The 12,670-nt window shown below is 62.7% G+C and carries 11 protein-coding genes and 2 pseudogenes; 11 read left to right on the top strand and 2 right to left on the bottom strand.

Annotation, left to right across the window (positions count from 1 at the left end; genetic code table 11):
* Nucleotides 1–65: 65 nt before the first annotated feature.
* Nucleotides 66–512 (bottom strand): SsrA-binding protein SmpB, encoded by a 447-nt coding sequence (smpB, locus tag BLU54_RS05960; RefSeq protein WP_091906063.1) that lies wholly within the window; start codon nt 510–512, stop codon nt 66–68.
* Nucleotides 513–673: 161 nt separating this feature from the next.
* Between smpB and BLU54_RS05955 the strand changes: the two genes are divergently transcribed.
* Nucleotides 674–1,120, top strand: a complete 447-nt coding sequence (locus tag BLU54_RS05955) for a type II toxin-antitoxin system RatA family toxin (protein ID WP_091906624.1) — start codon at nt 674–676, stop codon at nt 1,118–1,120.
* Nucleotides 1,098–1,457, top strand: a complete 360-nt coding sequence (locus BLU54_RS05950; protein WP_091906061.1) for an RnfH family protein — start codon at nt 1,098–1,100, stop codon at nt 1,455–1,457. The genes BLU54_RS05955 and BLU54_RS05950 overlap by 23 nt, the downstream gene beginning before the upstream one ends.
* Nucleotides 1,458–1,586: 129 nt before the next feature.
* Here the strand turns inward: BLU54_RS05950 and BLU54_RS05945 are convergent, their stop codons facing one another.
* Entirely contained in the window at nt 1,587–2,561 is a 975-nt protein-coding gene (locus BLU54_RS05945; RefSeq protein WP_091906059.1) for a DMT family transporter, read from the bottom strand.
* Between the two features lie 250 nt (nt 2,562–2,811).
* Here BLU54_RS05945 and guaB point away from each other — a divergent pair, with 250 nt between their 5' ends.
* From guaB to BLU54_RS05905, 9 genes and pseudogenes are all read left to right on the top strand, one after another.
* Nucleotides 2,812–4,272 carry an IMP dehydrogenase gene (guaB, locus tag BLU54_RS05940; RefSeq protein ID WP_091906057.1) on the top strand — a complete coding sequence of 487 codons (1,461 nt, stop codon included), beginning with the start codon at nt 2,812–2,814 and terminating at the stop codon, nt 4,270–4,272.
* Between the two features lie 4 nt (nt 4,273–4,276).
* Nucleotides 4,277–5,257: a hypothetical protein gene (locus BLU54_RS05935; protein ID WP_091906055.1), complete on the top strand. Its 981-nt coding sequence runs from the start codon at nt 4,277–4,279 to the stop codon at nt 5,255–5,257.
* A complete protein-coding gene (locus BLU54_RS23630; RefSeq protein ID WP_170845042.1) occupies nt 5,254–5,403 on the top strand; it encodes a hypothetical protein in 150 nt (49 codons plus the stop codon). Before BLU54_RS05935 ends, BLU54_RS23630 begins: the two co-directional genes overlap by 4 nt.
* Before the next feature lie 14 nt (nt 5,404–5,417).
* Nucleotides 5,418–7,001, top strand: coding sequence for a glutamine-hydrolyzing GMP synthase (guaA, locus tag BLU54_RS05930; RefSeq protein ID WP_091906054.1), 1,584 nt, complete (start codon nt 5,418–5,420; stop codon nt 6,999–7,001).
* Nucleotides 7,002–7,302: 301 nt separating this feature from the next.
* Nucleotides 7,303–8,560: pseudogene (locus BLU54_RS05925) on the top strand (tyrosine-type recombinase/integrase).
* A gap of 236 nt (nt 8,561–8,796) precedes the next feature.
* Nucleotides 8,797–9,369, top strand: a complete 573-nt coding sequence (locus BLU54_RS05920; protein ID WP_235837836.1) for a recombinase family protein — start codon at nt 8,797–8,799, stop codon at nt 9,367–9,369.
* Nucleotides 9,370–9,441: 72 nt separating this feature from the next.
* Nucleotides 9,442–11,280, top strand: a complete 1,839-nt coding sequence (locus BLU54_RS05915; RefSeq protein WP_091906052.1) for a type I restriction-modification system subunit M — start codon at nt 9,442–9,444, stop codon at nt 11,278–11,280.
* Nucleotides 11,277–12,362, top strand: a complete 1,086-nt coding sequence (locus BLU54_RS23130) for a restriction endonuclease subunit S domain-containing protein (protein WP_139169515.1) — start codon at nt 11,277–11,279, stop codon at nt 12,360–12,362. The genes BLU54_RS05915 and BLU54_RS23130 overlap by 4 nt, the downstream gene beginning before the upstream one ends.
* A gap of 34 nt (nt 12,363–12,396) precedes the next feature.
* Nucleotides 12,397–12,654, top strand: a pseudogene (locus tag BLU54_RS05905) (transposase); the annotation flags it as partial.
* Between the last annotated feature and the right edge of the window lie 16 nt (nt 12,655–12,670).

Genomic DNA, 12,670 nt, shown 5'->3' with positions numbered 1-12,670 from the left:
TATTGATGCCGCATGTCGATGCCGCTCATCGGTGCCGCGGCAAAGCGTCCCGCTCGCGAGGCGCGTCAGATGCCCTGGCGAACGATGCGGCCGCGTTCGCGTTCCCAGTCGCGTTTCTTCTCGGTCTCGCGCTTGTCGTGCTGCTTCTTGCCCTTCGCCAGGCCGATCTCGCATTTCACGCGGCCGCGCGTGTAGTGCAGATCGAGCGGCACGAGCGTATAGCCGCGTCGCTCCACACGCCCGATCAGCTTGCGGATCTCGGCCGCGTGCAGCAGCAGCTTGCGCGTGCGGACCGGGTCCGGCACCACGTGGGTCGAGGCGGCAGCCAGCGGGCTGATGTGCATGCCGATCAGATAGAGTTCGCCGCCGCGGATCACGACATAACCTTCCTTGATCTGCGCGCGGTTCGACCGGACGGCCTTGACCTCCCAGCCCTCCAGCACGATTCCCGCCTCGTAGCGCTCCTCGACGAAGTAGTCGAAAAAGGCTTTCTTGTTGTCGGCAATGCTCATCGATATCGATCCGTCGGTCGTTGCGCCCCACGCAGCGCATGGGGGCGGCAAAAGCGCCTGGCACGCGTACTGCGAATCATCGCGCAGACAACTCGGCTAAAATTCCGATTCTAGCAAAGCGGCGCGCAAGCTCTGTGCTGGCCGCGGCAGACCATCCTTTCATGCCAGACGTCCAAAAATCCCTGTTGATCCGTCATTCCGCCGAGCAGATGTACGATCTGGTCACCGACGTGGCGGACTATCCCAACTTCCTGCCCTGGTGCGGGGGCGTGCAGATCACCCATCAGGACGAAACCACGATGGATGCGCGCATCGACATCAATTTCAAGGGCATCCGCCAGTTCTTCGCCACCCACAACGTCCAGCATCGGCCGACGTCGATCGACATGACGTTCAGCGACGGGCCTTTCAAGCGCTTCGATGGCGCCTGGCGGTTCACGCCGCTGCGCGACGATGCGTGCAAGATCGAATTCACGCTCCACTACGAGTTCGCTAACTTCGTGCTCGATGCACTGATCGGACCCGTGTTCAGCCACATCATGAGCACGTTCGTCGATTCCTTCGTGAAGCGGGCGGCGGTGCGCTATGGCAAGCCCAGCGCCGTCTGACCCGGCCGCCGCGGCCGACGCCTTGATGGTCGCGTACGCCACGCCGGCGCGCCAGAGCGTCGTCCACGTCGCGTTCGAGCAAGGCATGTCGGTACGCAAGGCAATCGAGGCCAGCGGCATCGTGGCGCTGCATCCCGAAATCGATCCGACCACTGCGCGCGTCGGCATCTTTGGGCGGCTGGTCGGCCTGGACGACGTCCCCGAACGCGGCGATCGCATCGAAATCTATCGGCCGCTGCAGGTCGATCCCAAAACCGCCCGCAACCGGCGTGTCGCGAAAGCACGAGCGTCCGGCGCCGTGGAAGGGCGGCGCTGGCTGCCGCGCGACAGTCGCTGACCGCCGAGCGTCTGCCGCCCTGCGCGGCGAGCGTGGGGCAGGAGTGGCAGGCGGGTCAGGAGGGTTGGTGCCTTGGGGCCGTCCTGGCGGCCCGTCTGACAGGCTGGCCGACGGCGTGTTGGCCCGCTCTCAAGGGTGCTCCGCCTGCAGCAGCGGGTCCGGCTTCTCGGCTTTCGCATGCACGCGCACCGACCACAACACCCCGCCCACCAGCAGGACGATCGCGAGAATTTCGAGTCCGCGAGGCCAGCGGCCCGCGTAGACATAGCCGTACAACAGCGCGAACAACGTCTCGAAAACGATCATCTGACCCGACAAAGTCAGCGGCAGGCGTTGGCTGGCCGCATTCCACAACGCATTGCCGAGCCAGGACGCGCCGATTGCCAGGCCCAGGTTGACCAGCACGAACTCATGCCAACGCGCCGCGTCCGGATTGGCGATCAGCAGCGGGCCGTGCCACTCGGCAGGAACCAGCATCGTGAAAATCCATACGAAGGCCCCGACGACGCCGCTCATCAGGCCCCAGAGCACCGACCAGTCGTTGCTGCTGAAACGGTCCTGGCTGCGCAGATAGCGTGCGTTGCCGACCGCAAAAATCGTCCAGCTCAACAGCGCCAGCGCCGCGCAGACCACTCCGGCCAGCGCCGCGCCGGTCTGCGGACCGCCGTCGGTGGTGCCGCCGAACACGTCCAGATTGATGCAGACGATGCCCGCCAGGACCGTCGCCAACGGCGCGACCAGACGGCGAAACGGCAGTGCGCCGTGTTCGCGCGAACCGACCAGCGTGATCGTCACGGGCAGCACGCCGATGATCAGCGACGTCGGCGCGACGCCGACCAGCCGCACCGCGGCGGCGAGCAGGATGTAATAGACGAGATTGCCGCTCAGGCTGAGCGAGAAGAGGGCGCGCACGTCGGCCATGCGTAGCCGCGACAGGACCGAGCGTGCGCGAGGCATCAGCACCGCGAGCGATACCAGCCCGTAAGCGATGTAGCGGCCGGCGCTCACCTGCAAGGGGCCGAAATCGGGCAGCAATTTCGGAACGACGAAAACGATGCCCCACAGGGCACCTGCCAGCAAGCCGTAGAAGATACCGAGCCGCATGAGTCTCGCAAAACAACTGCGCGCGGCCGCGACTGGGACGATTCGGCACTGCCGGGCCGCTCACCGCACCGTCGGCGGCGCGGTGTCGGCGCCGTTGCGGCACCGCGTTTCCATGACGGCCCCCGGACCGCCCGCTGCCGTGGACCGGCGACGCCGGATCCCGCGCTTGATAGGGGCCAAAAGGATAGCACGGCTCCCACGCCGTGGCGCGTCTCGCGTATAATCCGCTTTTGCGCCTATAGGATTTGCCATGCGTCCGATCCAGAAAGCCCTGACTTTCGATGACGTACTCCTCGTGCCGGCGTTCTCCGACATTCTGCCGCGCGACACCAACCTCCGCACCAAGCTCACCCGCAACATCTCGCTGAACATCCCGCTGGTCTCCGCGGCGATGGACACCGTCACCGAGGCACGTCTCGCGATCGCGATGGCACAGGTCGGCGGCATCGGGATCGTTCACAAGAATCTGACCGCGCGCGAACAGGCGAGCGAAGTCGTCAAGGTCAAGCGTTACGAATCCGGTGTGCTGCGCGACCCGATCACCGTGTCGCCCGACATGCGCATCCGGGACGTGATCGACCTGACCCGCCAGCATGGCATTTCCGGCTTCCCGGTGGTCGAAGGCCGCAGCCTGGTCGGCATCGTCACCAACCGCGACCTTCGTTTCGAGACGCGGCTGGAAGAACCGGTCCGCAACATCATGACCCCGCGTGACCGCCTGGTCACCGTCAAGGAAGGCACGCCGCTGGCCGAAGCCAAGGCGCTGATGCACCGTTCGCGCCTGGAGCGCGTGCTGGTCATCAACGACGATTTCGAGCTGCGCGGGCTGATCACCGTCAAGGACATCACCAAGGCCACCGAACACCCGGCCGCCAGCAAGGACGAGCATGGCAAGCTGCGCGTCGGCGCGGCCGTCGGCGTCGGCGCCGACAACGAGGAACGGATTTCGCTTCTGGTCGAGGCGGGTGTCGACGTGATCGTGGTCGATACGGCGCACGGACATAGCCAGGGCGTGCTCGAGCGTGTCCGCTGGGTGAAGCAGAACTTCCCGCAGGTCGACGTCATCGGCGGCAATATCGCGACGGCAGAGGCCGCGCGAGCCCTGGTGGACCACGGCGCCGACGCGGTCAAGGTCGGCATCGGTCCGGGTTCGATCTGCACCACCCGTATCGTGGCTGGCGTCGGCGTACCGCAAATCACCGCGATCGCCAACGTCAGCGAAGCGCTGGCTGGAAGCGGTGTGCCGGCAATTGCGGATGGCGGCGTGCGCTACTCCGGTGACGTGTCGAAGGCGTTGGCGGCTGGCGCTCATGCGGTGATGATGGGCGGCGTGTTCGCCGGCACCGAGGAAGCACCGGGCGAAGTGTTCCTGTACCAGGGACGTTCGTTCAAGTCCTACCGTGGCATGGGTTCGGTGGGCGCGATGAAGGACGGCGCGGCCGACCGGTATTTCCAGGACAACTCTGCGAATATCGACAAGCTGGTGCCGGAAGGGATCGAAGGGCGCGTGGCCTACAAGGGCAGCATCGTTCCGATCCTGTATCAGCTGACCGGCGGTGTCCGGGCCAGCATGGGGTATTGCGGGTGCAAGACCATCCCGGAATTGCACGAAAAGGCGACCTTCGTCGAGATCACCTCGGCGGGCATGCGCGAATCGCACGTCCATGACGTGCAGATCACGAAGGAAGCGCCAAACTACCAAGCGGAGTAAGACCATGAAAGCATTGCTGCGAACCTTGTTGATTGTGGATGGATGCATCGCATTGGTCATCGCGGCAGTGTTTCTGCTTACACCGTGGTTGTCCCTGCTGCCGCCGCTGGACGCGTTTGCCGCCCAGCCGGCGCTGCTTGGACAACTGCTCGGCGTGGTCGTGGCGGGCGGCGGCGCGATGATGCTGGTCGCGGCCTTCAACGGTGCGTTGACCGGTGCGGTCGGCAAGGTCACCGGCCACACGATGTGGATCGCCTCGGCGTTCGCCTTGGTCTGGATGATCGGCCTGCGCGTGCCGGAACTGAGCACCAATTATCTGGTCGTGGCGTCGATCGCCGCCGCGGTCGTGCTGTTGCTGGGACTGATCCAGGTCAAGATGGGCTCCAGCGTGCGCTGGCGCGATCGCCTCGCCGCCGAAGGCGCGGCATCGGCGGAGCGTGCCGAACGCAAGGCGCTGGCCGAGCGTCCGGTGGTGGCCGAGCCGGTCGCCGTGCCCGTGGCTACGCCGGTAGCATCGCCGGTGGCGCCGGTCGCAACCACCACGACGACTACAACGACGGCGACGCCGGTCGCGGGTGCGCCGCTCCATGAAACGGCGGCCGGAACGGCCCGTCCGGTCGTCGTCGAGCGCGAGACCGTGGTAAGCGCAACGCCGCGTGTGGTTCGGCACGATCTCGACGGCGCGACGCTGTCGCAGCGCGACCGTGACCTGGGCCGTACCGTCCCGGAAGGCGTCGATCCGCGCGTGACGCGCCCGGTGACTGCCGCCGACGAACCCGTGCTGCGCAGCCCCACCGTGGCGCCGGGCGCCATCGATCCGCGCACCACGGTCACCACCACCACGCGGCCCGTCGGCGCGCCGGTACACGGCGAACCGACCAGCACCACGGTCACGCCGAGCGGCGACACGTTGGTCCGCGATGAACCCGTTTTGACGCCGGTCGGCACGGCACCGCGCCGCCGACCCGACGAACCGCTGCTTTGATCGAACGCGTACCGGCCGACCACATTGCCGGAAACGGCCTGGGCGGCAGCTGCCGCAGGGGCCTTGATGCGAAGACCGAGTTGGACAGCGACGGCAATGCCCGATACGGCATTGCCGTCGCTTCTTTATTGATTGGACCCTTTTGAGCACATCGCCAGCCATGCACGACAAGATCCTGATCCTCGATTTCGGCTCCCAGGTGACGCAACTGATCGCGCGCCGCGTGCGTGAAGCGCACGTCTATTCCGAAATCCATCCGTACGACATGGACGAGGCGGCGATCCGTGCATTCGCGCCGAAGGGCATCATTCTGTCGGGCGGGCCTAGCTCCGTGACGGAAGGCGATACCCCGCGCGCGCCGTCCGTGGTGTTTGAACTGGGCGTGCCCGTGCTCGGCATCTGCTACGGCATGCAGACGATGGCGCAGCAGCTCGGCGGTGGCGTCGCATCGTCGAATGTCCGCGAATTCGGCTACGCCGAAGTGCGCGCGCACGGCCATACCCGCCTGCTCGACGGCATCGAGGACAGCCGCACCGCCGAAGGCCACGGCATGCTCAAGGTGTGGATGAGCCATGGCGACAAGGTCGAACGCATGCCGGAAGGCTTCAAGCTGATGGCCTCCACGCCGTCCTGCCCGGTCGCCGGCATCGCCGACGAAGCCCGCGGCTTCTACGGCGTGCAGTTCCACCCCGAAGTCACGCATACCGTGAAGGGCACCGCCATCCTCCAGCGCTTCGTGCTCGACATCTGCGCCGCGCGCGCCGATTGGGAGATGGGCAGCTACATCGACGAAGCGATCGAAAAGATCCGCGCGCAGGTCGGCAACGAACACGTCATCCTCGGCCTTTCCGGCGGCGTCGACTCGTCCGTCGCCGCCGCGCTGCTGCACCGTGCGATCGGCGACCAACTGACCTGCGTGTTCGTCGACCACGGCCTGCTGCGACTCAACGAAGCCGAGCAGGTAATGGAAACCTTCGGCTCCCACCTCGGAGTCAAGGTCATCCACGTCGACGCAAGCGATGCCTTCCTCGGCAAACTCGCCGGCGTCACCGACCCCGAAGCCAAACGCAAGATCATTGGCCGCGAATTCGTCGAAGTGTTCAAGGCCGAAGCCAGCAAGCTGACCGACGCCAAATGGCTCGCCCAAGGCACCATCTACCCCGACGTCATCGAATCCGCCGGCCACGGCAAGAAGGGCGCCGCCACCATCAAAAGCCACCACAACGTCGGCGGCCTGCCCGAAGACCTGCAACTGAAGCTGGTCGAGCCGCTGCGCGAACTGTTCAAGGACGAAGTCCGCGAACTCGGCGTCAAGCTTGGCCTGCCGCCCGCAATGGTCTACCGCCACCCGTTCCCCGGCCCCGGCCTGGGCGTGCGCATCCTCGGCGAAGTCAAACGCGACTTCGCCGACCTGCTGCGCCGCGCCGACGCCATCTTCATCGAAACCCTGCGCGAGATGGTCGAACCGAGCAGCGGCAAGACCTGGTACGACCTCACCAGCCAGGCATTCGCCGTCTTCCTGCCGGTCAAGAGCGTCGGCGTGATGGGCGACGGCCGCACCTACGAGTACGTCGTCGCACTCCGCGCCGTCCAGACCCAGGACTTCATGACCGCCCACTGGGCACACCTGCCGCACGAACTGCTCGGGCACGTGTCGAATCGGATCATCAATGAAGTGCGGGGGATTAACCGGGTCGTGTATGACATTTCTGGGAAGCCGCCGGCGACGATTGAGTGGGAGTGACGGAGCGTCTTTCGGGGGCTACCGCCAGGTATCGGTAGGTGTGACTTAAGTCGTTGATTTTAAACGTATAAGTCGCGTTTTCTATCGGTGGCTATCGCCGGCCAGCAGAACGGGTCGGCGACAGAACCGACGGTAAGCCCCGGAGGTCGGATCCAGACCTTCCCGTTTACTATTGAGACCGAACCGGTCTTTGACGGTAAAAAACTCCTGAGGAAAGCTTATTTCATGCGGCTTTCCGAGCATCAACGGGTCTCCAGGTCCCTGACGGTAAAAGCCGTCACGAACAGGAAGAACACCCTCAATGCTCACCGACGCAGCACTGCGCAATCTCAAGCCTAAGTCCAAGGTTTATAAGGTTTTTGACCGCGATGGCATGTACGTGGCGGTATCGACCGCCGGTACCGTCACCTTCCGCTACGACTACCGTCTCAACGGGCGCCGCGAGACGGTCACGCTTGGACGGTACGGGCCGGCGGCATGTCGCTGGCCATGGCACGCGAGCGACTGCTCGACGCCAAGCGCTCGGTCGATCAGGGCCTTTCCCCGGCGCTGGAGAAGCAGCGGGCCAAACGGAGGCTGACGGCCGCCAGCACCTTCGGCGAGATGACGGAACGCTGGCTGGCCGATGCCCGCATGGCCGACAGCACACGGGCGATGCGCAAGCACATCATCGACCGCGACATCCTGCCGGTCTTCCAGAATCGCAAGCTGAGGGAAGTCACCCCCGACGACCTGCGGCCGTTGTGCAACAAGGTGAAGGCGCGCGGCGCGCCGCTACGGCCATCCACATCCGAGACATCGTGAAGCAGGTCTATGCCTTTGCCATCCTGCATGGCGAACGGCTTAGCAATCCGGCTGACGACGTGAGGGCAGCCTCGATCGCGACCTTTGTTCCCAAGGACCGGGGCGCTCTCGCCGGCCGAGATCCGGCTGGCCTTCCACCAACTGGAGACCATCGCGTCCTATCCGACCATCCGGCTGGCCTTGCGCCTGATCCTTCTGACGATGGTGCGCAAGAGCGAACTGGTCGAGGCGAACTGAAACGAGGTGGATTTCGAGAACGCCACCTGAACGATTCCGAAGGTGCGGATGAAGGGGCGCAAGCCGCACGTGGTCTACCTGTCGCGGCAGGCGGTGGACATTTTCGTGGCCTTGCACACCTGCGCGGCGGGCTCGCGGTTCGTGCTGCCGTCGCGCTATGACCCCGATCGGTGCATGTCGCATGCAACGCTCAACCGGGTGACCCAGCTCATCGGGTCACGTGCCAAGGAAGCCGGGCTGCCGCTGGAGCCATTCACGGTGCACGACCATCGGCGCACCGCGTCCACGCTGCTCAACGAGGTCGGCCTCAATGGGGACTGGATAGAGAAGTGTCTGGCTCACGAAGAGGGCAGCCGGACTTCGCGCTCGGTCTACAACAAGGCCGAGTACGCCGGGCCGCGGCGGCACGTGCGCCAGGAGTCGCCGACATGGTGGATGCATGGTTCGACGGACGCACGCATGTGCCGAAGCTGGTGCCGGAGGACGTGTCGGTCACGGTGCTCAGCCCGGCTTTGTGAGGGAGAAGCGCATGATTGCCTTGCCCGGGATCGCTTTTGGTGGACAGGCCGAGGTTTGCATTTATCCCGAAAAGATCACGCTGGATGATCTTTTCTTCATTCGCCAAACTCGGTGCCCAGAAAACGGTGGTTCCTGGACGGATCAAAAAATGGCATTCGGGACTTTCCGAACCTCAATTGCCGAGTTAACATTCTCGTCAAGTTTCAATACCCCGGTTCCGTTACCGAATCAGCGTATTGGGTATGCACGGGTCTCCCCTAAAGACCAACTGGACCTGCAGCGTGACGCGCTTCAGCAGGCGGGGTGCCACGTAATCTACGAGGAAGCTGCAAGCGGGAAAAACGCCGTGCGACCGGAGCTTGAACAATGCCGCAAAGCCCTGCGCACCGGTGACACGCTGGTGGTGTGGCGGCTGGATCGGCTCGGCCGTAGCTTGCCCGATTTGGTGCAGATCGTGGCCGCCCTCGAACGCAGCGGCATCGGCTTTGAAAGCCTTACCGAAAAAATCGAAACGGGCAGCGCCGCTGGGAAGCTGGTCTTCGATGTCTTCGCCGCCCTCGTGGAGTTCGAGCGCAACTTGATCCGTGAGCGCACCTATGCCGGCCTGGCCGCAGCGCGCGCCCGAGGCCGCTCAGGCGGCCGCAAGCCCAAGCTGAACGAGAAGCAAGTGCGCGAGATCAAGGCCCTCCTGCGCGACCCGGACATCCAGGTAGCCGATGTGGCGCGGCGCTATGGGGTGTCACGTACGACACTTTACAAACACGTCGGCGCGATCACGCCACAGGAAAAGCCTGTGTCCCCTCACTAACGGCATCGTTCGCGGCAGCCGGGCCGCTTCAGCCAACCGATATAGTCAATACGCGCGTACAAGGCCTCACCCATGAACCACCAAGCATTATCCTCTCTCATCTGGTCTGTCGCCGACCTGCTGCGCGGTGATTACAAGCAGTCTGAATATGGGCGCGTCATTCTGCCGTTTACGGTGCTGCGCCGCCTTGATTGTGTGCTGGAAGCCGCCAAGCCGGCGGTGCTGGCCGAGTTCGAGGCCAAGACCAAGGCTGGCCTGAACCCTGATCCCTTCCTGCTGCGCAAGGCCGGGCAGTCCTTCTACAACACCTCGCCGCTGGACTTGGTGAAGCTGCTGGGCGACCAGGATCATATCCGCCAGAACCTTTATGCCTATGTGCAAGCCTTCTCGCCGGCGGCGCGCGACATTTTCGAGCGGTTCGATTTCTATGCCCAGGTCGAGCGGCTGGCCAAAGCCAACCTGCTGTATCTGGTGACCGAGAAATTCGCCAATATCGAACTGCACCCGGACGAGGTGGACAACACGCAGATGGGCCTGGTGTTCGAGGAGCTGATCCGCAAATTCGCGGAAATCTCCAACGAGACCGCCGGTGAACACTTCACCCCGCGCGAAGTCATCCGCCTGATGGTGAACCTGCTGTTCATCGAGGATGACGACGTGCTGACCTCGGGCAACGCCGTGGTGCGTACTATCTACGACCCGACCGCTGGAACCGGCGGCATGCTCTCTGTGGCCGGTGAATATCTGCTGGAGCATAACTCGGCCGCGCGCCTGACCATGTATGGGCAGGAGCTCAACGACGAATCCTACGCCATCTGCAAGGCGGACATGCTCATCAAGGGTCAGAATGTCGCCAACATCATCCCCGGCAACACGCTGTCGGATGACGGGCATGGGGGGAGCAAGTTCGACTATATGCTTTCCAACCCGCCATTCGGGGTGGAGTGGAAAAAGGTCGAAAAGTCCGTTCGCAACGAGCATGAGCGACAAGGTTTCGATGGCCGCTTCGGCCCCGGCCTGCCGCGCGTGTCCGATGGCTCCATGCTGTTCCTGATGCACCTCATCAGCAAAATGCGCCCGGCGCAAGATGGCGGTAGCCGCTTCGGCATTGTGCTGAACGGATCACCGCTGTTCACCGGGGGCGCGGGTTCGGGTGAATCGGAAATCCGCCGCTATGTGCTGGAGAATGATCTGGTGGAGGCCATCGTCGGCCTGCCGACCGACATGTTCTACAACACCGGCATCGCCACTTATGTGTGGATTTTGTCGAACAAGAAGCCGAAGCAGCGCAAGGGCCATGTGCAACTGATCGACGCTTCCAGCTTCTGGCAGAAGATGCGCAAAAGCCTCGGCAGCAAGCGCAAGGAAATGAATGACGAGCAGATCGCAACGGTGACGCGCCTGTTCGGCGAATGTGTCGAAGCGGAGCTTGCAACGACGTTCGACGCGGAAGGCAAGGAGATCGGCCGTTGCGTGGTCGAGGCGGGTAACAGGCCGCCGGAGGCGCCTGCGGGCGGCAAGGTGAAGGTTGCGCCAATCTCACGCATCTTCCGCAATCAGGACTTTGGCTACACCACCATTACGGTGGAACGGCCGCTGCGCGACGAGCAGGGCAAAATCGTCCTCGGCGTCAAAGGCAAGCAGAAGGGCAAAAAGCAGGCGGATAGTGCGCTGCGTGATACCGAGAATGTGCCGCTGTCAGAGGATATCGGCGCTTACTTCAAGCGGGAGGTGTTGCCACATGCGGCGGATGCCTGGATCGACGAAGAGAAAAGCAAGGTAGGCTATGAAATTCCGTTCAATCGGCATTTCTATGTGTTTGAACCACCGCGTGATCTGCATACGATTGATGAGGAATTGAAGGCGGTTTCAGCCAACATCATGAAGATGCTTGGAGAGTTGGCAGAATGAGTTTGCCAACCTATGCAGCCTACAAGGAAAGCCGTGCGGCATGGCTGGGCATGGTGCCGGAGCATTGGCAGCTTACTCGTATCGGCGCTCGTTTCTCGGAACGCCGCGAGAAAGTCAGTGACATCGACTATCCGCCTCTGTCCGTTACCAAAAATGGTATTGTCCCTCAGCTCGAAACGGCAGCCAAAACGGATGACAATGACAACCGTAAATGCGTGCTGGCAGGGGATTTTGTAATCAACAGCCGGTCGGATCGTAAAGGCTCATCTGGACTGTCTGAACTCGACGGCTCGGTATCGCTCATCAACACTGTCGTCTGTCCTGACAACGGGTTACATGGCCGCTTTGTCCATCATTTGTTCCGTTCGGTGGCTTTTCAAGAAGAGTATTACCGCTATGGCAAGGGCATTGTCGCTGATTTGTGGAGTACGAATTACGGCGAGATGAAAGCCATCACCTTGGCTTTGCCACCCAAACCAGAACAGAAAGCGATTGCAGCCTTCCTCGACCGCGAGACCGGGAAGATTGATGCGCTGATTGCCGAGCAGGAAAAGCTCCTCACGCTGCTGGCAGAAAAGCGCCAGGCCACCATCTCGCACGCCGTCACCCGTGGCCTCGACTCCAACGCCCCAATGAAGGAGTCCGGCTACGCGTGGATGCCGGTGGTTCCCGCGCATTGGACAGTTGCCGGCCTAGGGTATTACGCCACGGTGGAAAACGGAACTACTCCAAGTCGTGACGTAGATGCATATTGGACAGATGGAGATGTTCCGTGGTTGGCCTCCGGGGAGGTGAATCAAGTTCATATTCGTGATGCGGGAGAGTTCATCACGCAGTATGCGCTTGAAAAATGTTCACTACGGATTTTGCCAATAGGAACTGTCATCGTCGGCATGATTGGGCAAGGTAAGACTCGTGGAATGTCTGCTCGTCTACTCATAGATGCCACGATCAACCAAAATCTTGCAGCTATTTGTCCGGGAGCGCAACTGAATGGTGGTTACCTGCTTTATGTCTTTCACGCTGTATATGAGTGGCTTCGAGAAGCGGTGACCTGTCCCGGTAATGTAAGACCAAATTGATCTGGGATAATGGCGCATCGAGGGTGGGAGCGTCATGAAGAAGGGCCGATATAGCGACGAGCAGATTGTGCGGATTTTGCGGGAGGCGGATACAGCACCGATCGCGGAGGTGGCCAAGCGTCACGGAGTGAGCGAGGCGTCGATCTACGCCTGGCGCAAGCGGTTTGGTGAGATGATGAGCGACGACGTGAAGCGGCTTAAAGCGCTGGAGTCGGAGAACGGGCGGCTCAAGAAGCTGTTGGCGGAGCGGGATCTCGAAATCGAAGTGATGAAGGAGATCAACGCAAAAAAATGGTAAGCGCACATGT

The organism is Chitinasiproducens palmae (assembly GCF_900095735.1).
Taxonomy (GTDB): Bacteria; Pseudomonadota; Gammaproteobacteria; order Burkholderiales; family Burkholderiaceae; genus Chitinasiproducens; species Chitinasiproducens palmae.
This window is presented reverse-complemented; position numbering and strand designations above follow the sequence as displayed.

Excerpts from the sequence above, each read along its gene's own strand:
- BLU54_RS05935 (WP_091906055.1), top strand. The coding sequence starts at position 4,277 with ATGAAAGCATTGCTGCGAACCTTGTTGATTGTGGATGGATGCATCGCA.
- BLU54_RS05915 (WP_091906052.1), top strand. The coding sequence starts at position 9,442 with ATGAACCACCAAGCATTATCCTCTCTCATCTGGTCTGTCGCCGACCTG.
- smpB (WP_091906063.1), bottom strand. The coding sequence starts at position 512 with ATGAGCATTGCCGACAACAAGAAAGCCTTTTTCGACTACTTCGTCGAG.
- BLU54_RS05955 (WP_091906624.1), top strand. The coding sequence starts at position 674 with ATGCCAGACGTCCAAAAATCCCTGTTGATCCGTCATTCCGCCGAGCAG.
- BLU54_RS05945 (WP_091906059.1), bottom strand. The coding sequence starts at position 2,561 with ATGCGGCTCGGTATCTTCTACGGCTTGCTGGCAGGTGCCCTGTGGGGC.
- guaB (WP_091906057.1), top strand. The coding sequence starts at position 2,812 with ATGCGTCCGATCCAGAAAGCCCTGACTTTCGATGACGTACTCCTCGTG.
- BLU54_RS05950 (WP_091906061.1), top strand. The coding sequence starts at position 1,098 with ATGGCAAGCCCAGCGCCGTCTGACCCGGCCGCCGCGGCCGACGCCTTG.
- guaA (WP_091906054.1), top strand. The coding sequence starts at position 5,418 with ATGCACGACAAGATCCTGATCCTCGATTTCGGCTCCCAGGTGACGCAA.
- BLU54_RS23130 (WP_139169515.1), top strand. The coding sequence starts at position 11,277 with ATGAGTTTGCCAACCTATGCAGCCTACAAGGAAAGCCGTGCGGCATGG.